This window comes from Billgrantia sp. Q4P2, assembly GCF_052806135.1.
The window spans coordinates 114,821-136,311 of record NZ_JBRBAI010000005.1 but is presented as its reverse complement, the minus strand read 5'-3'; the positions used below and the strand labels follow the sequence as shown (position 1 = coordinate 136,311).

Annotated in this window: 22 protein-coding genes; 17 read left to right on the top strand and 5 right to left on the bottom strand. The window is 62.7% G+C overall.

Going from position 1 to position 21,491, the window contains the following annotated elements; all coding sequences use genetic code 11:
* Positions 1–2: 2 nt before the first annotated feature.
* The 11 genes from ACUY1T_RS10870 to ACUY1T_RS10820 all read left to right on the top strand — a co-directional run bounded on the left by ACUY1T_RS10870 (position 3) and on the right by ACUY1T_RS10820 (position 11,667).
* On the top strand, positions 3–1,373 hold the full coding sequence (locus ACUY1T_RS10870; protein ID WP_446022675.1) for an AAA family ATPase: 1,371 nt from the start codon (positions 3–5) through the stop codon (positions 1,371–1,373).
* Entirely contained in the window at positions 1,370–2,191 is an 822-nt protein-coding gene (gene cpaB, locus ACUY1T_RS10865) for a Flp pilus assembly protein CpaB (protein WP_446022673.1), read from the top strand. Before ACUY1T_RS10870 ends, cpaB begins: the two co-directional genes overlap by 4 nt.
* A 113-nt stretch (positions 2,192–2,304) precedes the next feature.
* On the top strand, positions 2,305–3,864 hold the full coding sequence (locus tag ACUY1T_RS10860) for a type II and III secretion system protein family protein (RefSeq protein WP_446022671.1): 1,560 nt from the start codon (positions 2,305–2,307) through the stop codon (positions 3,862–3,864).
* Between the two features lie 46 nt (positions 3,865–3,910).
* Positions 3,911–4,207: a hypothetical protein gene (locus ACUY1T_RS10855; RefSeq protein ID WP_446022669.1), complete on the top strand. Its 297-nt coding sequence runs from the start codon at positions 3,911–3,913 to the stop codon at positions 4,205–4,207.
* A gap of 78 nt (positions 4,208–4,285) precedes the next feature.
* Entirely contained in the window at positions 4,286–5,470 is a 1,185-nt protein-coding gene (locus ACUY1T_RS10850) for an AAA family ATPase (RefSeq protein ID WP_446022667.1), read from the top strand.
* Positions 5,471–5,563: 93 nt separating this feature from the next.
* Positions 5,564–6,928, top strand: a complete 1,365-nt coding sequence (locus ACUY1T_RS10845; RefSeq protein ID WP_446022665.1) for a CpaF family protein — start codon at positions 5,564–5,566, stop codon at positions 6,926–6,928.
* Positions 6,919–7,917 carry a type II secretion system F family protein gene (locus ACUY1T_RS10840; protein WP_446022663.1) on the top strand — a complete coding sequence of 333 codons (999 nt, stop codon included), beginning with the start codon at positions 6,919–6,921 and terminating at the stop codon, positions 7,915–7,917. Before ACUY1T_RS10845 ends, ACUY1T_RS10840 begins: the two co-directional genes overlap by 10 nt.
* A gap of 12 nt (positions 7,918–7,929) precedes the next feature.
* Positions 7,930–8,904: a type II secretion system F family protein gene (locus tag ACUY1T_RS10835; RefSeq protein ID WP_446022661.1), complete on the top strand. Its 975-nt coding sequence runs from the start codon at positions 7,930–7,932 to the stop codon at positions 8,902–8,904.
* A 49-nt stretch (positions 8,905–8,953) separates the two neighbouring features.
* Complete coding sequence (locus ACUY1T_RS10830) at positions 8,954–9,898, top strand: tetratricopeptide repeat protein (protein ID WP_446022659.1); 945 nt, start codon at positions 8,954–8,956, stop codon at positions 9,896–9,898.
* A gap of 21 nt (positions 9,899–9,919) precedes the next feature.
* Positions 9,920–10,360, top strand: coding sequence for a TadE/TadG family type IV pilus assembly protein (locus ACUY1T_RS10825; RefSeq protein WP_446022657.1), 441 nt, complete (start codon positions 9,920–9,922; stop codon positions 10,358–10,360).
* A 2-nt stretch (positions 10,361–10,362) separates the two neighbouring features.
* Entirely contained in the window at positions 10,363–11,667 is a 1,305-nt protein-coding gene (locus tag ACUY1T_RS10820; protein WP_446022655.1) for a pilus assembly protein TadG-related protein, read from the top strand.
* Positions 11,668–11,751: 84 nt separating this feature from the next.
* Here ACUY1T_RS10820 and ACUY1T_RS10815 read toward each other — a convergent pair whose 3' ends face one another.
* Complete coding sequence (locus ACUY1T_RS10815) at positions 11,752–12,651, bottom strand: response regulator transcription factor (RefSeq protein ID WP_446022653.1); 900 nt, start codon at positions 12,649–12,651, stop codon at positions 11,752–11,754.
* Positions 12,652–12,980: 329 nt separating this feature from the next.
* On the opposite strand from ACUY1T_RS10815, the gene ACUY1T_RS10810 reads away from it, so the two are divergent.
* The 6 genes from ACUY1T_RS10810 to ACUY1T_RS10785 all read left to right on the top strand — a co-directional run bounded on the left by ACUY1T_RS10810 (position 12,981) and on the right by ACUY1T_RS10785 (position 19,221).
* Complete coding sequence (locus tag ACUY1T_RS10810) at positions 12,981–14,195, top strand: NAD(P)/FAD-dependent oxidoreductase (RefSeq protein ID WP_446022651.1); 1,215 nt, start codon at positions 12,981–12,983, stop codon at positions 14,193–14,195.
* A gap of 177 nt (positions 14,196–14,372) precedes the next feature.
* The gene (locus tag ACUY1T_RS10805; protein ID WP_446022649.1) at positions 14,373–14,978 is read left to right on the top strand and encodes a DUF6088 family protein; all 606 of its coding nucleotides are present in this window, start codon (positions 14,373–14,375) and stop codon (positions 14,976–14,978) included.
* Positions 14,971–15,993, top strand: coding sequence for a nucleotidyl transferase AbiEii/AbiGii toxin family protein (locus ACUY1T_RS10800; RefSeq protein ID WP_446022647.1), 1,023 nt, complete (start codon positions 14,971–14,973; stop codon positions 15,991–15,993). Before ACUY1T_RS10805 ends, ACUY1T_RS10800 begins: the two co-directional genes overlap by 8 nt.
* Positions 15,994–16,214: 221 nt before the next feature.
* Positions 16,215–17,528: an ergothioneine biosynthesis protein EgtB gene (gene egtB / locus ACUY1T_RS10795; protein WP_446022645.1), complete on the top strand. Its 1,314-nt coding sequence runs from the start codon at positions 16,215–16,217 to the stop codon at positions 17,526–17,528.
* A gap of 1 nt (position 17,529) precedes the next feature.
* Positions 17,530–18,495 (top strand): L-histidine N(alpha)-methyltransferase, encoded by a 966-nt coding sequence (gene egtD / locus ACUY1T_RS10790; protein ID WP_446022643.1) that lies wholly within the window; start codon positions 17,530–17,532, stop codon positions 18,493–18,495.
* 72 nt (positions 18,496–18,567) lie between these two features.
* A complete protein-coding gene (locus ACUY1T_RS10785) occupies positions 18,568–19,221 on the top strand; it encodes a hypothetical protein (RefSeq protein ID WP_446022641.1) in 654 nt (217 codons plus the stop codon).
* Between the two features lie 48 nt (positions 19,222–19,269).
* Here ACUY1T_RS10785 and ACUY1T_RS10780 read toward each other — a convergent pair whose 3' ends face one another.
* The 4 genes from ACUY1T_RS10780 to ACUY1T_RS10765 all read right to left on the bottom strand — a co-directional run bounded on the left by ACUY1T_RS10780 (position 19,270) and on the right by ACUY1T_RS10765 (position 21,437).
* A complete protein-coding gene (locus tag ACUY1T_RS10780) occupies positions 19,270–19,581 on the bottom strand; it encodes a YqjK-like family protein (RefSeq protein WP_446022639.1) in 312 nt (103 codons plus the stop codon).
* Positions 19,562–19,963: a phage holin family protein gene (locus tag ACUY1T_RS10775; protein ID WP_446022637.1), complete on the bottom strand. Its 402-nt coding sequence runs from the start codon at positions 19,961–19,963 to the stop codon at positions 19,562–19,564. The genes ACUY1T_RS10780 and ACUY1T_RS10775 overlap by 20 nt, the downstream gene beginning before the upstream one ends.
* Positions 19,963–20,295 carry a DUF883 family protein gene (locus ACUY1T_RS10770; RefSeq protein ID WP_446022635.1) on the bottom strand — a complete coding sequence of 111 codons (333 nt, stop codon included), beginning with the start codon at positions 20,293–20,295 and terminating at the stop codon, positions 19,963–19,965. Before ACUY1T_RS10770 ends, ACUY1T_RS10775 begins: the two co-directional genes overlap by 1 nt.
* Before the next feature lie 86 nt (positions 20,296–20,381).
* Positions 20,382–21,437 (bottom strand): phospholipase A, encoded by a 1,056-nt coding sequence (locus ACUY1T_RS10765; RefSeq protein WP_446022633.1) that lies wholly within the window; start codon positions 21,435–21,437, stop codon positions 20,382–20,384.
* Positions 21,438–21,491: the final 54 nt, after the last annotated feature.

Sequence of the window (21,491 nt, the reverse complement as noted above, 5' to 3'; positions counted from 1 at the left end):
TCATGCTCCCTGAAGCCACCCCCCTAGAGGATGTCAGCCACGGCAATGCGGCAGCACGACGCGCGCCGCGCCCCGGCACGGTGGCGGAAACGGGGCTCTCGATGCTCTACCTGGGCGACCTGCTGGTCAAGCAGCTGTTCGAGCAGGGCGTCATGGACCTGCATCAGCTGAGCCGCGAGAGTGCCCTGGCCGGCAGTGTGGTGGAAGAAGTCAGCCGTTTCCTGCGCGAGGAGGGGCGGGTGGAGGTGCGCGGCCAGGGCGAGGCGGGGGCGTTGCGCTTCGGCCTGACCGACCGCGGCCGTGCCTCGGCGCTGGAGGCGTTCAACCGCGATGGCTACAGCGGCAAGGCCCCGCTCACCCTGGAGCAGTACAGCACTCGGGTCCGCGAGCAGGCGCTCAGCGAGGTGGGCATCCGCCGCGAGACGGTGATGGCGGCCTTCGACGATACCGTGATCGACCCAGCGCTGCTCGACCAACTCGGCCCCGGGCTGCACTCCGGCCGTGCCATGTTCATCCATGGCGAGGCAGGCACCGGCAAGAGCTATATCGCCCGCCGCCTGGTGCGGCTGCTGCCGGGGGAGGTACTGATACCCCACGCCATCCTGGTGGGGGGCAAGGCGGTGCGCTGCTTCGACCCCGCCGTACACCATACCCTTGAAGCGCCGGACGAATCACCGTGCGCCGCGCAGCTCTACCTGGAGCATGGCCACGACCCGCGCTACGTGCGTTGCCATCGCCCCTGTATCGTCACCGGCGGTGAACTGACCATGGCGCGGCTCGAGGTGCAATACGACGCCGCCACCCATATCCACCAGGCGCCGGTCCAGCTGCTGGCCAATAACGGCATGCTGATCATCGACGACCTGGGCCGCCAGAGCATGACCCCCACCGAACTCTTCAATCGCTGGATCGTACCGTTGGAGGAGCGCCGCGACTTTCTCGCCTTGAGCAACGGCTACCACTTCAGCGTGCCCTTCGACGTGGCGCTGGTGTTCTCCACCAACCTCGACCCGCTGTCGCTGGCCGATGCCGCCTTCCTGCGCCGCATCGGCTACAAGATCCGCTTCGCTCCGTTGTCGAGGCCGGCCTACCTGGCGATCTGGCAGCAGCAGTGCTGTGCCCAGGGGTTGCCCTTCGACCGAAGCCTGGCGGAATTCGCCATCGATGAACTACATGGCCGACACGGTGTACCGCTGCTTGCCTGTCATCCACGCGATCTGCTGAACCTGGCCCAGGATCAACTCGACTACCACGGCTCTGCGGTGCCCGATCGGGACACCCTGTGCTGGGCATGGCAAACCTATTTCGGTGATTTCTCGGGGGGTGTCCGCACCCGCGGCGATACCGCCTCGAGTGGGAGGAGTGCGTCATGAAGAAGAAAGGCATTGCCACGATGTTTGCCATTTCGATGTTGATGGCCGGTGGCGCGGCACTGATCGCCATGAGCTGGATGGAACAGCAGAGTGACGAGCACGATGCCTTGGCCGAGGCCGGCCAGGTGGTGGTGGCCGCGCTGCAGATTCCCTTCGGTACCACGGTGCAGGCCAGCGACCTCAAGGTGCTGCGGCTGCCGCCGGATTCGGTACCGCCGGGCAGCTTCAACGACATCGAGAACGTGGTGGGGCGGGTCAGCAACCAGGTGATCTATGCCGGCGAGATCCTGCATGAGGGCCGCGTGGCTGAACACCTGGGCGGCAGCGCCCTGGCCGCGCTGCTCGACCCCGGCATGCGGGCCATGAGCGTACGCGTCGACGACGTGGTCGGCGTGGCCGGCTTCCTGCTACCGGGCAACCGGGTGGACGTGGTTTCCAGCAGGCGCAACGGCAGCCGCGACAGCGTCGAGTCGAAGACGGTGCTGCGCAACCTCAAGGTGCTGGCGGTGGACCAGATCGCCAACCAGGAACGCGACGGTCCGGTAATCGTACGTGCCGTCACTCTCGAAGTAACGACCCAGGACGCCGAGACGCTGGTCAAGGCCACCCAGGAGGGCAAGGTCCAGCTGACCCTGCGCAATCCCCTGGATGAGGAGGACAAACCCGACCTGCTGGCATCCCAGCGCGAGTTGCTCGGTGTCGAGCCGCCCCGCGAGCGTAGCTCGCCGCCGCCACAACGCACCACCGTGGCCCAGGCACCGCGCCAGGTCACGATCATTCGCGGTACCCAGTCCAGTACCGTAAACGTGCGCAACTGAAGCCGACAGCGAAGCGGCAGAGGACAAGGCGGCGGTGCCGCCAGGATAAGAACAAATGTGGCGACATCGGCGCGTCGCCACGACTAACAAGCAGTCAGGCAGGGAGAATCGACATGGTCATTCTAGGCGCAGGATGGAAAGGGCTGGTTTGGGCCCTGTTGGCGGTGATGGTCCTGGGTTGGGCCGTCGAGAGTGAGGCTCAGGAGAGTCCACGTAGCGTGGCGATGCCGGTCGAGGGTCGAACGGTGGCGGTGGCGGTGTCGCTGAACAAGGCCCAGGTACTGCAGTTCCCCCGGGCGGTGCGGGTGGTGTCGGTGGGAAACCCCGAGATTGCCGATATCGTGGTGATGGGCTCGCGGCAGATCTACGTGCTGGGCAAGTCCACCGGCACCACCAATGTGGTGCTGTGGGACCAGTCGGAGAATATCGAGGGCACCCTCAACGTGACCGTCACCCACGACCTCGAGACGCTCAAGAGCAATCTTCACGAACTGCTGCCAGGCGAGAGCATCCAGGTGCGCTCGGCCCAGGATGGCATCGTGCTCAGCGGCGAGGTGTCCAGCGCCGAGCGCCTCGAGACGGCGTTGCGGCTGGCCAATCGCTATGCCGGCGGCGAGGAGGGCGTCGTGCTCAACCTGATGCAGGTGGGCGGGGCCCAGCAGGTGATGCTCGACGTCAAGGTGGCGGAGGTGTCGCGCTCGCTGGTCAAGCGGCTCGAGGCCAACTTCAACGTCTTCAACGTCGGCTCGTCGGCATTCCGCGGCGGGGCGGTCAGCGGGGGGGCGAGCTTTCCGGATGCCGTTTTCGAGGGAGCGGAAGGCCTGGGTGGCCGGCTGCCGGTTTTCGGCGGCGGAACGCCGATCGGCCCGGTCGTCTCTGAATTCTCACCGGCCACGGCCACCATTGCCGATACCGGCATCTTCGCCAGCTACCTGCGCGGCGACTACCTGCTCAACCTGGTGCTGGATGCCGCCAGCCGCGAAGGCGTGGCCAAGATCCTCGCCGAACCCAACCTCACCACCCTGACCGGTCAGCCGGCGCGCTTCCTGGCCGGCGGCGAGTTTCCCATCCCGGTACCCCAGGGCGACGGCCAGGTCGCCATCGAACACAAGGAGTTCGGGGTGGGGCTTGGCTTCCTGCCGGTGGTGCTGGACTCCGGCACGATCAATCTACAGGTGGACGTCTCCGTTTCCGACCTGGTGCCGGTCAACAGCCTTCAGGTCGGGGTGGGGAGTGGCGTGGCGGCGCAGTTCTTCGTGCCGGCCCTGAGCAAGCGCAGCGCCAGCTCCACGGTGGAACTGGCCACCGGCCAGACCATTGCCATCGCCGGCATGCTCAACGAGAGCCTGCGCGAAAACGTCTCCAAGTTGCCTGGGCTGGGGGAGCTCCCTGTGTTGGGGGCGCTGTTCCGCAGCCAGGAATATATCAAGGAGCAGACCGAACTGGTGATCTTCGTCACCCCGCGCCTGGCTCGCTCTTTTTCGCCCGATCAGGTGCGCTTGCCCACCGGTTCCTTCGTCCCGCCGAGCGATCTCGAGTTCTACCTGCTGGGTAGCTTCCGGTCCCTCGGGGAGGGAGGCAGCCAGCGGCCGAGGCCCACGAGCCTGGACCTGGAATTGATGTCGAGCCGTCGGGAAGGCGGTACCGAAGGGCGTTTCGGCCATGACCTCTGATCGCTACTCACTACTGCCACGTCGGCCTAGCCAAGGGGAACGCACCATGACCGATTACCACATGAAGAGAGTTGCTGCGCGCCAGGACGGCAATGCCGCATGGGGGGCTATCCGCTGGCTGGGGGTTTTTGCCCTCGCCCTGGCGCTATCCGCTTGCATGGCACCGCGGCCGGGGGCCGATCTGCCCCCCTATGGCGACAGCGTTCGGCATACCAAGCAAATCCAGGCCTATGAGCCGGGTGATGCCGTACCGCCGCTGCATGGTGCCAAGGCGGCCGAGGCCATGCGTACCTATCGCCAGCCAGCCTCGGGGGCTCCGCAGGCGCCAGGCGCGATGCAGTGAAATGGGCTGCCCAGCTACGACAAGAGCGCAACAGGATTGGCCTGAGGCCAGCAACTTCGATAACAGGCAGGTGACACGATGCGCAGACAGCTCGAGATTCAGCTGACGGGAAGATCCCAGGAGCAGCTGCGGTCCCTGGAGGCGCTCTTGTGCAGCCAAGGCGACATCCAGGTGAATTCGCGGCTGATGGTCAATGGCAGCATCGATCCATTGGAAGGGGTCTCTCCTCTACCCGATGCGCTGGTACTGCTGGTTGGCGAGCACTGGGAGGCGGAACTCATGGCGCTTTGCGAACGGCCGGCCAGCGAGCGGCCACCGCTGTTGGTGGTGGGCCCCAAGGGCAATGTGGAGCTGATCCGCCTGGCCATGCGCGCCGGTGCCCGCGACTTCTTCTCGCCGCCGATCGATGACAGCGAGATCATTCAGTTTCTGCGTGAGTTGGCACGCGATCGCCCCAAAGCGCCAGGTCGGGAGTGCCGCACGACAGCGGTGATCAACGCCAAGGGCGGGTCCGGCGCCAGCCTGGTGGCGGCCAACCTGGCTCACCGCCTGGCCCGCAACGACCGCAGCACGGTGCTGGTCGACATGGACGTTCAGTTCGGCTGCCTTCCGCTCTATTTCAATCTTGTTCCCGATCACGGCCTGGTGCGGGCGTTGGAATCCGCCGACAACCTCGACGCTCTGGCCATGGCAGCCTACGTACAACAGCACGATAGCGGATTGGGGCTACTCGCCTCGTCGCCAGAGGACCGTGCCAGCCTGGCCGAGGTGCCCGAGGCACGTGTCGAACTGGTGCTGGAGGTGCTGGGCCAGGTCCATGACGAAGTGGTGGTGGACTTGCCGCGCTGGATCAATGGTGCCACGGCCTGCGTGCTGGAGCGTGCCGACCGCGTGCTGATGGTGATGCAGCAGAGCGTGGCCCACCTCCACGACGCCCAGCGCCTGCGCGACGTTCTCGTCCATGAGCTTCGGGTCTCGCCGGCGCGGATCAGCGTAGTGATCAACCGCTACGACAGGAAGAACGATGTCGACCTCAGTGCCATCGGCAGTGCCTTGCCGGGGCTGTCGCTGCACACCCTGCCCAATGATTTCAAACGCGCCAGCCACAGCATCAACATGGGCAGCCCCCTGCGTGACATCGCCCCCAAGGCACCGCTGACACGCCAGATCAAGGCGTTGGTCGAGGCGCTGGATGCTCCATCGGGGCATGGCGCAGTCAGAAAACGCTCCTTGCTGGGCTGGGCGCTGCCTCTCCGGCACTGAGCGAGCCGACTGGGTTTCGACGAGAAGTGACAAGTTCACTGATGACTGACCGGAACGAACAGGCATCAACGGGGTGCACTCAGGAGAAAGGCCATGAATCTGCGCGAGCGTACAGTTTCCGATCACAATAGCGAATTACGCGCCGGCTGGGCCGGGCGCGGTGCCGGCCGGTTGTCGCAGGAGGAGCAGGACTACAAGCAGAAACTCTTCCGCAAGTTGGTCAAGGTAATGGACCTGACCCTGCTGAGCACGCTGGACGAGCGCGAGGCGCGCCTGCAGGTGCAGCAGGTGTGCGAATCGTTGATGAGCAAGGAGACCTTGCCGTTCAACGCCGGGGTACGCCAACGCATCGTCAGTGAACTGCAGGACGAAGTGCTGGGCCTGGGGCCGCTGGAGACGCTGCTCGCCGACAAGACGATATCCGACATCCTGGTCAACGGCACCACACCCATCTACGTGGAGCGGCGCGGCAAGCTGGAACAGACCACGCTGCGCTTCGACAGCGACGCTCATCTCATGAGCATCATCGATCGTATCGTGTCGAGCGTCGGGCGGCGTGTCGACGAGTCTTCCCCCATGGTCGATGCGCGTCTCAAGGACGGGTCGCGGGTCAATGCGGTCATCCCGCCACTGGCCATCGATGGTCCCATCCTCTCCATTCGTCGCTTCGCCGTGGAGCGCCTGGGTATCGACAGCCTGATCGAGTACGGCAGCGTGTCGCCGGAAATCGCACGCCTGCTCGAGAAGGTCGTCCATGGCCGACTCAACGTGCTGGTCTCCGGCGGTACCGGTGCCGGCAAGACCACCCTGCTCAACGTTCTCTCGAGTTTCATTCCCCACGACGAGCGTATCGTCACCATCGAGGATTCCGCCGAGCTGCAGCTGCAACAACCGCATGTGGGGAGGCTCGAGACGCGACCGCCCAACATCGAGGGAAAAGGCGAGATAAGCCAGCGCGACCTGGTGCGCAACAGCCTGCGCATGCGCCCCGACCGCATCATCGTCGGCGAGGTGCGCGGCGGCGAGGCCTTCGACATGCTGCAGGCGATGAACACCGGCCACGACGGCTCGCTGACCACCATCCATGCCAATACGCCCCGCGATGCCCTGACGCGCATCGAGAACATGGTGGCGATGAGCGGATTTCAACTACCGCCTCAGGCGCTGCGTTCGCAGATCGCCTCGGCCATCGATGTGGTGGTGCAGGTGGAGCGGCAGGAGGATGGCGTACGCCGCCTGGTCAGCGTGCAGGAGGTCAATGGCCAGGAGGGTGAGATCATCACCATGTCCGAGATCTTCCGTTTCGACCGTGAGGGTGTCGATGCCGATGGCAAGGTGATCGGCCGCTACGTGGCCACCGGCGTGGTGCCGGGCTTCCATGACCACCTCAAGCGGCGCGGGCTCGATCCCGGCCTGGAGATCTTCCAGAACGCGGGAGGGGTGCGGTCATGGATCTGAGCGGCCTGCTCGAGATCGAGCTTTCCGACGAGGTCATCGTCGTCGGCATGATCTTCATTGCCGTCTTCCTGCTGATGCAGAGCTTTCTGGTGCCGGCGTTCGGTGAGAATCGCCAGGCGCAAAAGCGACTCAAGAAGCGCCTGCGGGCGATCACCAGCGATGCTCAGCAGGGTACCGCAACGCTGATTCAGAGCAAGTACCTACGCGAACTCTCCCCCCTGGAGCGTTTGCTGGAACGCCTGCCGGGCATGGAGCGTCTGCATCAGCTCATCGAACAGGCTGGGAAGGAGACGCCTGCCTATCGGGTGGTGCTCTACTCGGTTTGCCTGGGAGGCATCAGCGGGGTGGCCGGCTACCTGCTGTTGCCACAGCCGCTGCTGGGCGTGCTGCTGGGACTGGGCGTGGCGGCCTTTCCTTTCATGCGCTTGACACGCGCCCGCAAGCGCCGCCTGGCCCGTTTTGAGGAGCAGTTGCCCGATGCGTTGATCATCATGGCCCGAGCCCTGCGGGCGGGGCATCCCTTCAGCGACGCCATGCAATTGGTGGCCGATGAATTGGCGGATCCCATCGCCGGCGAATTTCGCATTGCCTTCATGGAGATCAATTATGGCGGCGACGTGCGCGGCTCCCTGCTGGGCCTGCTGCGGCGTGTACAGAGCGTGACGGTCATGATCTTCGTCACCTCCGTGCTCATTCAGAAGGAGACTGGCGGCAACCTGGCTGAGCTGCTCGACAACCTGGCTGCCGTGGTGCGCGACCGCTTCCGCTTCCAGCGCAAGGTGCGCACCCTCTCTGCCGAGGGGCGAATGGCCGGCTGGATTCTCTCGCTGCTGCCTTTCACCTTGGGAGGCATCCTCATGCTGGTCAATCCTGAATTCATACCGATGCTCACCGAGGACCCCCTGGGCCGACAGCTGGTCGTGGTGGCTTTCGTCATGGTGATCATCGGCATCCTGTGGCTGCGCAAGATCGTGCGTGTCGAGGTGTGAGGAGGTGGTGAAATGGAAACTCTCCTGATATGGCTGCAGCCAATGAGTGACTGGTTGGGTGACCCTGCAGCGGCACGGCTAGGCTTTGCTGGCCTGCTTGGATTGGCGGTCTTCGCCTTTCTCGTCGCACTGATGATGGTGGCGATGGGGCTTTCCGATCCATTGCGCCGCCGCCTGCGCCGCCTGGAAACAGGGGCGGCTGGCGGTACGACGGGTGCCCAAACGGGCCTTCGCGAATGGCTCGGCCCCATGGGCGAACGCTTGGTGCCTACCGAGGAAGAGGCCAGGAGCCGCATTGCGCGAGACCTCCGCCGCGCCGGCAAGCGCTCGCCAGGGGCGGTCAGCACCTTCTTCGGAATTCGCCTGCTGCTCACTGTCGCGCCTCCCCTGCTCATGTTGCTGGTACTGCCCATCGTGCGCATTCCGCTCAATATTGGGGCCTTGTTGATTGCTTGTCTGGCGGTAGCGGGTTATCTGCTGCCGCGCTTCTGGCTCGATCGGGCCATCAAGGTGCGCTCGAAACTGATCAGCCGTGGCCTGCCCGATGCCCTCGATCTACTGGTGGTGTGCAGCGAGGCGGGGCTGGGCCTGGGAGCCGCCATCCAACGTGTTTCGCGTGACTTGGAGATTAGCCACCCGGAGCTGGCCGACGAATTGCACCTCTACGGTTTGCAGACCCGGGCCGGCATGGATAACAGGACGGCATTGCGTGACCTCGAGGAGCGTACCGGTGTCGAGGACGTTCGCGGGCTGGTCACCACGCTGCTGCAGAGCATGCGCTTCGGTACCAGCATCGCCTTGACCTTGAGGCTCTTCGCCGCGGAACTGCGTGACAAGCGCACCCAGCAGGCGGAGGAGCGAGCCGCCAAGGTCAGCACCAAGATGCTCTTCCCACTGATCTTCTGCATTTTACCGAGCTTCCTACTGGTGACACTGGGGCCGCCGATTCTGGGCGTTATCGCAGCGTTTTCCCGGCAGGGATTGTAGTGACGTACGCCGTAACCGTGACTGGGCGAGAACAGAAGGGGTAAATGACATGAAAAATCTCAAGAAGAAGGCGAACTGTGCCGTTTTTCTGCTGGCCCTAGGTCTCGGTGGCTGTGCGACGACCGACCGGCCGACAGGCTCGGATCCCTACGCGGCGCTGGGTACCGATGCTTCCCCTGTGGAGTACGGTACGGCGTTTCCCGTCGCATCACCGGAAGAGGCCTACCGCAACGGTGCAGCGGCGATGCGTGCGCGTGATCTCGACCGAGCACTGTTCGAGTACCTGCGTGGCCTGCGCATGGAGAGGTCGCCTCAGGCAGATCCGCTCTACTACGTGGGGATCATTCATCATGGGCGGGGCAACCATGACCTGGCAGAGAAGGCTTACCGCTGGGCGCTGGAGGTGGATGACAGTCACGTGGGAGCGCGTACGGCACTGGGCGTCGCCCTGCTGGAACAGCGGAAGTACGACGATGCCGAGCAGCACCTTCAGCCGCTGGTTTCGCGGCCCGGTGCACCCTGGCAGGCGCACAACGCCCTGGGCGTGATCGCCGATATACGTGGCGAGTTCGAACTGGCTCGGGGCCACTACGAGAAAGCACTCGAGGCCAGCCCCAATACGCCGCTGGTGCTCAACAACCTGGGCTATTCCCGTTACCTGGCCGGCGACTGGGATGGCGCCCGGCAATCACTGCGTCGCGCGGTGAGTGCCAACCCCGGCTACGAGCTGGCCTGGCGCAACCTTGGCCTAGTCTACGCGCGTGAAGGCGATTTCGAGACGGCGGTCGAGGCGGTGGCGCGCAACGGCGACCGGGCCAAAGCCTACAACGATATTGGCTACATCTCGATGCTGGAAGGCCGTTATGAAGCTGCCATGGGCTTCTTCGAGGAGGCGATGCGCCTGTCGCCAGCTTATTACGTTACGGCAAGCCAGAATGCCAGAAACCTGGGCAACCTGATGCGGCGTAACGGTAACGCACAGTCTGCCAACTAGGGCATGAAGGGAGAGGCGGCCATGAAAAGGGTGCGCTCGTTACATAAGCAGCAAGGGGCGGAAGTAGTCGAGTTCGCACTCACGGCTGTACTGCTGTTCATCCTGCTGTTCGGCATGATCGAGTTCAGCGTTGCGCTTTATGACAAGGCGGTATTGACCAACGCCAGTCGTGAAGGTGCCAGGACGGGGATACTCTTCAGGCCTCAGCCGCGAGATATTACAGCCGAAGACGATGCCATCAAGCAAGCGGTTCGTGATTATGCCGAGCAGTACCTGATTTCGCTGGGTGGCCCGGCGGAATTGGCCATCAACGTTGCACGCTCGGATGCCAACATGCCGCCAGGTAGCGAGGTGGTGGTGACCGTTGATTATCCCTACCAATTTCTTCTCCTGCCGGGCTTCATCGGTACCTTGGGGGATCTTATCGAGATCCAGGCTGTCACCAGCATGCGGGCTGAGTAGTCATGAATAATTACAAGATGGTTCGGGTTACACGCCGCTGGGGCGCAAGACAGCGGCAGAAGGGAGTGTCGGTCGTACTCGTTGCCGTATCCCTCGTTATTCTGTTGGGTTTCATGGCGCTTGCCGTGGATGTCGGGAATCTTTATGTGGCAAGAAACGAGCTGCATAACGCCGCGGATGCGGGCTCCCTGGCCGGGGCGAGGCGACTCTATATAACGGTCGATGATCCGATCAGCGGTACGCAAATCAAGATCAATAATGGTACCGACCCCTATGATGGAGAGAATTACTTGAGCGCTGAAGGGTGGGCGACACAGGCGGCCCAGTCGAATGGCAGCCAAGGCGAGGTCGTGGAAGTCCTCAGTGCCAGGCGTGGGCATTGGAGTTTCAGTCAGCGTACTTTTTCTGAAAATCCTTCCACAGAAATTGTGGACCTTCACGGCAGCACGACAGAAGAGCTGGATATCAACAATGCCTTCATCAATGCAGTGGAAGTGGTGACGGCAAGGCAGCAGACGCCTGTCGAAACGTTCTTTGCGCGTGTCTTGGGCATAAATAATGTCGATGTGACAGCCCGCTCGGTGGCTTATATCGGTTTTGCCGGGACGTTGCGGCCGCAGGATGTCGATCAGCCCATTGCGTTGTGTAAACAGGCGCTGCTGAATCCTAGTGGTAACTACTCATGCGATGTTGGGCGCTTTATACCCGAGGGCGACCAGACCGGAGGCTGGACCAACTTCGAACACGATACCAAAGGTGCCACCAATGCCAATGAACTTCGCGATCTTGTCAAGGGGGATGGCAACGAAAACGAAATGTACTTCGGCGAGGATATCGCCACCAACAATGGTCAGGTGCAGACAGCATTCCAGGCTTTCTATGACCGTTGGGTAGATGAGACAAGCAGGGAGGTGACCTGGACGTTGACGTTGCCAGTGATCGACTGCGAATCGGGAGTGGCTCCTAGCAATCCATTAGTAGGCGCCGTGACCGTGCACATCGTCTGGGTCGTAAGCAATGCCCAGGAGAACAAGATTGACGAGTTTGCACCCAAGCGCATGGATCTCGCTCCTGATTCCGACGACGTCGAGTGGCCAGGATCCTGGCAGCACGCCAGTACGGATGGGCAAGAGCGTTGGGATGATTTTACCGAGCACTTTGGGCTGCAGTTCCAGAATGGTGAGCCAGCGGATTGGCGCAAGATGAGCATCTACTTCCTGCCCAGTTGCAGCGTTCACGAACCTAAAGGGCAAACCGGCGGCGAGAATTTCGGAATCCTTGCACAGATCCCCGTTCTGGTGGACTGATGCCCTCTTTGGCGCTGGCCGGCTCCCTGCCTTTGCGGTCAGCGCCCTTTTTCTTCCTATTTCATGATGCAGAATCACCCGCTATCAATCGCGGGTGACGTCGGCTGGCGTGGTGACCGTCTCGTGCAACCCATTGGAGGAGGTGGAAGTTTTGGGCGAGGCGAGGGGCAACGGTGAGTGAGGCGCGCTGCGGCGAAGCAGGTCTTGGCGGTAGAGCGTCGGGGTCTGGCCAATGTACTTTTGGAAAGTGCGCGTAAAATAGGAGAGATCGCGAAAACCGACGCTGAAGCAGACATCGGTAATCGAGACCTTCGGGTTCGCCAGCAGGCGCTGCGCCTCGGCGATGCGCTTCTCTAGCAGAAATCCCTGGAAGGTCGTGTTCGTCAGCTTTCGAAACAACCGGCTGAGCTGGAATGCACTCATCCCGCAGCGCTCGGCCACCTCCGCTTGTGCCACCTTCTGGTGCAGGTGCTGCTCAATATAGCTGATGGCAAGTGCCAATTGCGCCTGCGGCCCTCCGGGAGCGATGCATCTCAACCGAGCTTCCGGCGGTATCTGGTTGCTGACATCATGCGCCTTGCGCGACGTCTCCCGGGAGGTGGCGGGTTGGCGCAACTGATCCAGTGTTTCCACTACTTTGAGAAAGCGGGCGAGATCGACCGGCTGAACGAAGTAATCCCAGACCCGGGTGCGAAAGGCCCATACGGCCAGGCTCTCCGAATGCGCCTGGGTGATCATGAGCAGGGGCACCGAGGCGGCACGCTGCTTGGCCTGCCTCAGGTCGGTCAGGCCCTGCAGGTCGGGGTAATCAAATTCGAAGCAGGCAGCAATGGGTGGACGAGAGACCAGGATGGGAAGGGGGTCCTGACCGTTGGTAACGAACTCTATCGGGTAGCCCTTCTTTCTCAGGGCACGTAGGTAGTCTTTCTCTTCAGGATCATTGAGTGTACGTAGCACAACGAGAACGTAGGCATGGGTGGACATGGGGCGTGTCCCTCCTTAATCCCTTGCGTTATAACGCTTTATAAGTTCTTTTCTGCTTTGTTCTTTGTAACTTTATATTTAATGAGAATGGATTCGCGTAACGTTTTGTGATGGGTATGCCTTATCCACTGTAATTGAAGGTGACGAAATAACAGGGTTATATTTCTCATCCTTTAGTCGTATTCGTCTAATGCCAAAAAACTGCATTAGGATAAGGCGAACGATGCCTGTCGGTACCAGGAAAGCCATACTGCGACGCCACCATGGCCTTGCCTGCCCGGTAAAAAGTTCTGCTAGAATCTGCCCCCTTTTCTGCCAACGGAATTGCCATGCCGTCTCCAGGTTTCGATGTCGTGATCGTCGGTGCGGGCGCCGCCGGGCTGATGTGTGCGCTCACGGCGGGCTATGCCGGGCGGCGCGTGCTGGTGCTCGACCATGCCAACAAGCCCGGCAAGAAGATCCTGATGTCGGGAGGAGGGCGCTGCAACTTCACCAACCTCGCCACCGGGCCAGCCAACTTCTTCTCGGCCAATCCGCATTTCTGCATCTCGGCGCTGAAGCGCTATCGCCCCGAGCACTTCGTCGAGCTGGTGGAGCGGCATGCGGTCGATTATGTCGAGAAGGCCCCAGGCCAGCTGTTCTGTGCCCATTCCGCCAAGGAACTGCTCGACGTGTTGCTCACCGAATGCGAGTGGGCCGGGGTGGAACTGCGGCTGAAGACCGCCGTTGAACGTATCGAGACTGCCGGAGAGGGCATGCGGCTCGTCACTTCCGCGGGGCGCATCGAGGCCGGTGCGGTGGTGATCGCCACCGGCGGCCTCTCGATCCCCACCATGGGCGCCACCGGCTTCGGCTATGACATCGCTCGCCAGTTCGGCCTGGAGGTGACCGAGACACGCCCGGCACTGGTGCCCTTCACGCTGACATCGCAGTGGAAGGCGCGGGCGGCCGACCTGGCCGGGGTAGCCTGCGACGTGGCGGTCAGCACCGTGCGCAACGGCCAGCGGCTGGGGCCGGGGCGCGAGCGCCGCTACCGCGAGCCGATGCTGTTCACCCACCGCGGCCTGTCCGGCCCGGGCATGCTGCAGATCTCGAGCTACTGGCAGCCCGGCGACGAACTCGAGATCGATCTGTTGCCGAGCCTCACCGTCAGCGAGGCGCTCGCGGCGGCGCGGCAAGAGACGCCGCGCCGCCAGCTCTCCACCTGGCTTGGCGAACGTCTGCCCCGGCGCCTGGCCCAGGCGCTGGTCGAATGGCACGGCGAGGACCCCACCCTGGCCGAACTCTCCAATGCCCACATCGAAGCGTGGCAGGAGCGCCTTGGCCGCTGGCGCCTCAAGCCTGCCGGCACCGAGGGCTGGCGTACCGCCGAGGTGACCCTGGGCGGTGTCGACACCGCCCCGATCTCGTCGAAGGACTTCAGTGTCGAGGGTTTGCCGCAGCTGCGCTTCATCGGCGAGGTGCTCGACGTGACCGGCGAACTCGGTGGCTACAACTTCCAGTGGGCCTGGGCCTCTGGCGTGGCCTGTGGGCTATCTCTTTAAGTCTTTGTCGGTCCAGCTCAACGATGCCAACTGCACAGTCCTTCGCTTCCACCACTTGGCCCTGCGCGCTCAGCAAGTACCCCAGCCACAGCTCTGCTCCCTCCAGACATTCGAGAGCTTTCCTTGTGTCAGAAAATATGCTAGTTTTTCGGACAATGTCGTGAAGAGGTTAGAGTAATGTCGGTGGCTGAGAGCATCAAACAGCGGGCATTGAGAATGCGGCGGGGGGAGCCGTTCACCAACACTCGCTTCCTCGAGCTCGGCTCACGTTCCGCCGTCGACAAGGCACTCTCTCGCCTAGTCGAGGAGGGCGTCATCCAGCGTGTCGCGCGTGGGGTCTTTGCGCGCCCGAAGAAAAGCCGTTACATCGGCAACGTGATGCCGGAGGCGTCGCGTGTCATTGAAGTGATCGCCAAAGATCACGGCGAGACCGTGCAGGTCCACGGTGCGGAAGCAGCACGACGCTTCAGGCTCAGCACCCAGATGCCCACCACCCCGGTGTACTACACCAGCGGCCCGAGCCGGGAGATCCGCGTCGGCAACCTCAAGGTCAAGCTGATGCATACGTCCAGTCACCGCAAGCTGCAGCATGCCGGTAAGAAACCGGGGCTGGCCCTTTCGGCCCTTTGGTACCTAGGTAAGGACAATATCGATGCCGAGGTGGTCCGGCGTATTCGGGAAGGCATGAGTTCGGAGGAGTTCGAGACGTTACGCAACTCCAGAATGCCGGCCTGGATGTCCCGCGCCATTGAAAACTACACCCATGGTGCTAGCCATGGCTGAAGCCTACTTGGAACTATCAAGGGAAGATCAGAAAGCCATCTTGCAGGCGGCAGCTGCGCAGCTGGGGCGCCAAGCAACGGTATTGGAGAAGGACATTTGGGTCTGCTGGGTATTGCAGGCTCTCTTTTCCATGCCCAATGCCCACCCCATGGCCTTCAAGGGGGGCACTTCCCTATCCAAGGTCTACGGCGCCATCGATCGCTTCTCTGAGGATGTCGACATCACTCTCGACTACCGGTGCTTCGAGGAAGATTTCGACCCTTTTACCGACGGTATCAGTAATAGCAAGATCAAGAAATTCAGCGAGCGTCTCAAGGGCTACGTCAAGGAATATTCCAATAATAACGTAATGCCATTCCTTCGAGCGGAACTGGACAAACTGCCCACGGCCCAGCATCACGTCATCGAGGCCGACGAGAGCGGGGAAAAAATTTGGGTCAGCTTCCCTTCTGTCACAGAAGAGGCCGATGACTATCTCAAGAGTCAAATTCTCATCGAACTGGGTGGGCGTAACGTCATTGACCCCAACGAGCGACATACGATTTCCCCCTATGTCGCGGCATTGACGGCCGACCTTGCTTACCCAGCCAGCGAAGTGGTGGTGCTTTCACCAGAACGCACCTTCTGGGAAAAAGCGACTTTAATCCATGTTGAGTGCAGTCGTGGCCAACTGAAGGAAAACGCCGAGCGGCTCTCACGGCATTGGTATGATCTCGTAATGTTGAGCCGGCATGCTTCTGGTCAAGCTGCCGTTCGGAACCGCGAATTGCTCAAGGATGTCGTCCGCCACAAAAAGGTGTTCTTCAAGACAGGCTATGCCAACTACGACGCCTGTCTGGTAAGCCAACTGCAATTGCTTCCCCAGGACGAAACCCTCGACGGACTACGTGCCGACTACGAAAAAATGATCGATGCCGGCATGATGTATAAAACTGCTCCGACATTCGACGAGATCGTAGAGTCGATTCGACAGTTGCAGCAGGCCATCAATAACATGAAGCCGACATCAGCCTGACTACGGCCATCGCCTTTGCAGGCAGCAGGTTGATGGAGAGGGTAGTTGTCCACGACGCTAACCGCATCTCAGATGGTAATGCCCGGACGCACTGCCTTGCGCTGAAAGCGACAAAACCTTACCTAACGTAACCGGGAACTCTCGAGGGCATTGCTACGCTGGTGGAATCGGTTCGTCTCGGAATCGGTTCGTCAGGATGTGGTTCGTCACAGGAGTGCGCCATGCCCCCTCAAGCCCATGAGTTGGAAAGCCAGCAGCAGCGGGAAACGCCCGATACCCGACACACCAAGGAGTGGCTGAGACGCTACCAGCGCGTTCGCCGAGCTTCCGAGCGGCTCTGCGAGCCGCTGTGCACCGAGGACTACGTGATCCAGAGCATGGATGACGTCAGTCCGCCGAAGTGGCATCTCGCCCACGTCACCTGGTTCTTCGAAGCCTTCATTCTCGCTCCCTTCCACTCCCGCTACCGAACGCTCGATCCTGCTTACGACTTTCTCTTCAATTCCTATTACGAGACTCACGGCGTGCCGTTTCCACGGCCCCGGCGCGGAACGCTGTCACGCCCCACGGTGGCCGATGTCTACCGCTTTCGCGCTCATGTCGACGTGGCCATGAAGGAGCTGCTCGAGTCGCCACCACCCGAGCATGCCGAGGAGATCCTGCGGCGCGTGGAGCTGGGGCTGAACCATGAGCAACAGCATCAGGAGCTGCTGCTCATGGACATCAAGCACATCCTGGCCCAGAACCCGCTGTGCCCCGCGTATCGTCACGATCTGCCGCCGCTCGTGGAGGAACCGCCTGGCGAGCTGGCCTGGCTCGAGCATGCCGCGGGCATCCGCTCCATTGGCCACGACCTGGAATCCGGCTTCGCCTACGACAACGAAGGGCCGGTGCATCGCCACTTCCTCGAGGCATTCCAAGTGGCCAATCGCCCGGTGACCAACGGCGAGTTCCTCGCCTTCATCGAGGACGGCGGCTACACACGCCCCGAGCTGTGGCTCTCCGACGGCTGGCAGCAGGTCGGCCTGGAGGGCTGGCAGGCGCCGCTGTACTGGGTGAGGCGCGACGACGGCTGGTACCACTTCACACTTGGCGGTCTGCGTCGGGTGGATCCGCATGCGCCGGTGGTCCACGTGAGCTTCTTCGAGGCCGAGGCCTATGCCCGCTGGGCCGGGGCGCGCCTGCCCAGCGAGGCGGAGTGGGAGGTGGCTGCTCGCGACGTGGCCATGAGCGGTAATTTCGTCGAGAACGACCATTTGCATCCGGTGGCCGCGCAGGCGTGGTCCGATACCGCGAGCCAGCTGTTCGGCGACGTCTGGGAGTGGACCGGCAGCGCCTACCGCCCCTATCCGGGTTTTCGCACCCTGCCGGGTACGCTGGGTGAGTACAACGGCAAGTTCATGTCCGGCCAGATGGTACTTCGGGGCGGCTGCTGTGCCACCCCGGCCGACCATATCCGCCCGACCTACCGCAACTTCTTTCCGCCCCACGCGCGCTGGGCGTTTTCCGGTTTTCGGCTTGCCAGGGAGGCATGACATGAACCCGCTCGTACGTTTTCACGACCAGCACCCGCCGGAGGCAACGGGTTCGCTTTGCGAAGAGCTGTTGACCGGGCTCAGCGCAACGCCAAAGCACACCGCGCCCAAGTTCTTCTACGACCGGCGAGGTTCCGAGTTGTTCGATGCCATCTGCGAGCAGCCCGAGTATTACCCGACCCGCACCGAGGAGGCGATCCTGCGCGCTGCCGCCGCCGATATTGCCGAGGTGGTGGGCCGCGACGCCACCCTGATCGAGCTGGGCAGCGGCGCCAGCCGCAAGGTGCGGCTGCTGCTCGAGGCGTTGCATCCGGCCTGCTACCTGGGCGTGGACATCTCTCGCGACTTCCTGCTCGAGAGCACCCGCCGCCTGGCGGTGGACTATCCCTGGCTCGAGGTTCACGCCGCCTGCGCCGACTTCTCGCGCCCCATGGCCTGGCCGGAGGGGCTGTCAGGCGAACGCCCGGTAGCCTTCTTTCCCGGCTCCAGCATCGGCAACTTCACGCCTGAGGAGGCAGAAGGCTTCCTCAAGGGGCTGGCGACGCTGCTGCCCGGCGGTGGGGGGCTGCTGATCGGCGTCGACCTGATCAAGGATCGGGCGATTCTCGATGCTGCCTACAACGATGCTGCAGGTGTTACCGCGGCCTTCAATCTCAATCTGTTGCAGCGCCTGCGTCGCGAATTCGAGGCCGAGGTGGAGCCGCAGGGGTTCCGGCACAGCGCATTCTACAACGAGGCCGACTCGCGTATCGAGATGCACCTGGTGAGCTTGCACGACCAGGCCATTCGCGTGGCGGGGGAGCGGATCGCCTTCGACGAAGGCGAGAGCCTGCATACCGAGAATTCCTACAAGTACAGCGTCGCAGGCTTCCGCGAGCTGGCCGGCCGGGCCGGATTCGAGCCGCAGGCCCACTGGACCGACCGCGACGCCCTGTTCTGCATCCATTACCTGGAGCGTGCGGCCTGATGGCTTGGGTGGCCTTGGTGGCAAACCGGTCTATGCTGCATGACAGAACCACGCTGGAAGTAGAGGGCCGCCATGACCATGATTGCGATTCAGGATTCCTCCGAATCCGAGGTGTCTCCGTTCGCCGACCGTATCGTAGACGAAGCCGTGCGCCAGGCCGAAGAGCGGGGCTGGCAGGCAGTGCGCCTCTCCGAGGTCGCGCACTGCCTCGAGCTGCCGATGTCCGTGGTGCTGGAGCGTTTTCGCGACATGGATGCCGTGGCCAATGCCTGGTTTCAGCGTGGCTGGCGCGCCATGCTGGCCAGCAAACCCGATACCTTCGACGACTGGCCGGAGCGGGTGCGTATCGAGCACTGTCTGCAGGCCTGGTTCGATACCTTTGCTGCCCACCGGAAGGTCACCGTGCAGATGTTGAAAACCAAGGCGCACCTGCCGCATCCGCACACCTGGGTGCCGATGGTCTTCGACCTGTCGCGTACCGTTCAATGGCTGCGCGAGGGGGCCCGATTAGAGGCTCGCTATGGTACCCGGCGCGCCCAGGTGGAGGAGATGGCATTGACCAGCCTGTTCCTGGCGGCGTTGGCGGTATGGTCCTCCGACACCAGCGAAGGCCAGCGTCGCACCCGGCGCTTCATCGAGAAACGCCTCAAGCACGGAGAGAGCTGGATGAAATGGGTGCCAGGCGCCGGGCATCGCCGTCACCATCACGCCGAAGCGCAGCTGTAAGGGGATGCAGCGATAGGGAAGCGCAGCCCAAGTGGCCCTCGGGCGGCGTCAGCTAAGCTGTTGCAGGATTCGCCGTGCCCGGTCGAGCAGCAGGCCGCCAGCAACGAGTCGCTTGGCCACGCGGATCAGCGAGCTGGGGTGGCGTGCACCGCCGACCAGCAGGGCGCCGCCAGCCAGGTACACCAACCCCCGGTAACGCTTGAGCTGCTGCCAGCCTCCATCGAGGGATGCGGAGGTGTGCCGCCAGCGCTCCCCTGCGACCAGGATGTCGATACGCTGCTGTTCGATGGCGGCAATGAGTTCGGCTTTGCGCTGCTCGCGGGATAGCCCATTGCTCCGGTCACTGGCGCGACGTGTCACGATGCTCCTCCACCAGGTGGCGGTCCAGGGCGAGCTGGGCCAGCGTTTCCTTGAGCAGGGTATGGCGCCGGGCCTGGCGCAGGCTCAGCAGGGCAATGCCGATACCGCCCCCCAGCAGCACCAAGGCGCTGATGCCGATGGCGGCCAGGCGATGGGTATCCCAGAACACTACCACCACCAGCAGCGTGAGCATGCCCAGCCCCAACAGCATCAGGACCAGGCTCAGGCCCAGCAGCAGCAGCAGGGTAACGAGGCGGGCGCGTTCTTCCTCGAGCTCCAGCACGGCGAGACGCAGACGTGTCTCGCCGGTGGCCACCAGGCTTGCCAGCAGGCGCTTGCTGGTGTCGAACAGGCGTTGTACCGGTCCTTCACTGGATGCCATCAGCGACGCCCGATGAGCATGCCGATGACCATGCCCAACGCGGCGCCGATGCCGATGCTGGTCCAGGGGTTGTCGTGTACGTAGCGGTCGCAGGCGTCGGCCTGGTGGTGCAAGGAGTCGCGGGCTTCACCGTAGAGTCGCTCACCACGGGCTTCGAGACGCTCGCGGGTATCCTTCAACCGTTTCTCGGCGCGCTCACGGAGCTCCTTGATATTGCTGCGGGAATCATCGGCCGTGGCACTCACCAGCTCTTCGATGGTGCGGGTGAGCTGGTGCAGGTCTTCCTTCAGCTGCCGAGTGGTGTCGTCGGTGTGCGGTGTGCGAAATGCCATGACAGTCTTCCTCTGACGGTGATTGACACGCTCAGCATAGCAGCGGGCACTGTGACTGCAATGCCGTTGCGCTGAGTTGACACATCTCAGTAAAGCGAAGAGCTGCCGGAAAACAGCGGGTTGAGACTGACCCCGATACCGAAACGCTGGGTGCGGTGGTCATAGTCGATCATGCTGTCGCCATAACCGTAATAGTACTGCACGTGGCCGCGGATATTGCCCCACAGCGGCCAGGAGTAGTCCAACTGGGTGCCCATGTGGCCGGCACTGGGATTGCCGCGCACCAACATGCTCAGCTCGCTGTCGCCAAGCTGGCGTCCGACCAGGACGTCGCCATAGCCCATGTAGCGCTCGATGTCGGGGTTGTCGTCGTCGCCGGCCGATTCCGGCACTCGCCAGTGAGGGGCCAGGCTGACAAGCCAGTCGCGCTTGATGAAGGTGGACTCCAGGATTACGCGGTTCCAGCTGCGCGACAGGGGATCGGAGCGGCCATTGGACTGATGGTTGAAGCTCAAGCGGTTGTTGACGTTGGTCCAGCCCAGCAGCGACCAACGATTTTCGAAGTCGAGGAAGAACTCCGGCTCGTAGTTGGTCTCGCGGAAGGGCGAGGAGGAGTCGGTGTTATAGGCCTGCCACCAGCTGCGCTGGGTGTAGGCGAAATATAGGTCGCCGCCATGACGGCCGAACAGATCCTCGAGCAGGTTGAACTTGGCACTGAATTGGAATTTCACTTCCAGGCGATCCGGCGTGCCATCCCGGCTCACATCACCGAACACTGCCTCGTTGGGGCGACGGTCGTAGTTGAGGGGCAGCAGGTAATTGCGCCGGTGTGTGGTGATCGCAAAGGGATTGCGCGAAGACTCTCGCTCGAGCTGGCGACGCTCCTCCACGGGGTGCAGTTCCTGCTCCGAGGCAATGGTGATGAGCTCGCTCAGGCCGAGGCGGCGCTCACTGGACTGCAGCCGGTCCTGGGTCAGCTGCTGGCGCAGCGAATCCAGTTCCTGGCCAAGCGTTTCGATGCGCGCCTCTATCGCCGCGCGCTCCTCCGGGGTGAGTGGGCCCTGCTGAGCCAGGGCACCCCCGGCAGCAGCGGTCAGCACCAGCGCAAGAAGAACCTTGGAAGACGAACGACGAAGCGTCATGGCATCGGGACCGAAAGGAAGCGTGACTGTGAACGCCGTTTCTACCATGTCGGG

Coding starts and splice junctions, on each gene's coding strand:
- ACUY1T_RS10835 (WP_446022661.1), top strand. CDS start 7,930: ATGGAAACTCTCCTGATATGGCTGCAGCCAATGAGTGACTGGTTGGGT.
- ACUY1T_RS10775 (WP_446022637.1), bottom strand. CDS start 19,963: ATGGCATCCAGTGAAGGACCGGTACAACGCCTGTTCGACACCAGCAAG.
- ACUY1T_RS10855 (WP_446022669.1), top strand. CDS start 3,911: ATGACCGATTACCACATGAAGAGAGTTGCTGCGCGCCAGGACGGCAAT.
- ACUY1T_RS10825 (WP_446022657.1), top strand. CDS start 9,920: ATGAAAAGGGTGCGCTCGTTACATAAGCAGCAAGGGGCGGAAGTAGTC.
- egtB (WP_446022645.1), top strand. CDS start 16,215: ATGCCCCCTCAAGCCCATGAGTTGGAAAGCCAGCAGCAGCGGGAAACG.
- ACUY1T_RS10770 (WP_446022635.1), bottom strand. CDS start 20,295: ATGGCATTTCGCACACCGCACACCGACGACACCACTCGGCAGCTGAAG.
- ACUY1T_RS10850 (WP_446022667.1), top strand. CDS start 4,286: ATGCGCAGACAGCTCGAGATTCAGCTGACGGGAAGATCCCAGGAGCAG.
- cpaB (WP_446022673.1), top strand. CDS start 1,370: ATGAAGAAGAAAGGCATTGCCACGATGTTTGCCATTTCGATGTTGATG.
- ACUY1T_RS10870 (WP_446022675.1), top strand. CDS start 3: ATGCTCCCTGAAGCCACCCCCCTAGAGGATGTCAGCCACGGCAATGCG.
- ACUY1T_RS10800 (WP_446022647.1), top strand. CDS start 14,971: ATGGCTGAAGCCTACTTGGAACTATCAAGGGAAGATCAGAAAGCCATC.
- ACUY1T_RS10845 (WP_446022665.1), top strand. CDS start 5,564: ATGAATCTGCGCGAGCGTACAGTTTCCGATCACAATAGCGAATTACGC.
- ACUY1T_RS10860 (WP_446022671.1), top strand. CDS start 2,305: ATGGTCATTCTAGGCGCAGGATGGAAAGGGCTGGTTTGGGCCCTGTTG.
- ACUY1T_RS10805 (WP_446022649.1), top strand. CDS start 14,373: ATGTCGGTGGCTGAGAGCATCAAACAGCGGGCATTGAGAATGCGGCGG.
- ACUY1T_RS10810 (WP_446022651.1), top strand. CDS start 12,981: ATGCCGTCTCCAGGTTTCGATGTCGTGATCGTCGGTGCGGGCGCCGCC.
- ACUY1T_RS10765 (WP_446022633.1), bottom strand. CDS start 21,437: ATGACGCTTCGTCGTTCGTCTTCCAAGGTTCTTCTTGCGCTGGTGCTG.
- egtD (WP_446022643.1), top strand. CDS start 17,530: ATGAACCCGCTCGTACGTTTTCACGACCAGCACCCGCCGGAGGCAACG.
- ACUY1T_RS10815 (WP_446022653.1), bottom strand. CDS start 12,651: ATGTCCACCCATGCCTACGTTCTCGTTGTGCTACGTACACTCAATGAT.
- ACUY1T_RS10820 (WP_446022655.1), top strand. CDS start 10,363: ATGAATAATTACAAGATGGTTCGGGTTACACGCCGCTGGGGCGCAAGA.
- ACUY1T_RS10840 (WP_446022663.1), top strand. CDS start 6,919: ATGGATCTGAGCGGCCTGCTCGAGATCGAGCTTTCCGACGAGGTCATC.
- ACUY1T_RS10830 (WP_446022659.1), top strand. CDS start 8,954: ATGAAAAATCTCAAGAAGAAGGCGAACTGTGCCGTTTTTCTGCTGGCC.
- ACUY1T_RS10785 (WP_446022641.1), top strand. CDS start 18,568: ATGACCATGATTGCGATTCAGGATTCCTCCGAATCCGAGGTGTCTCCG.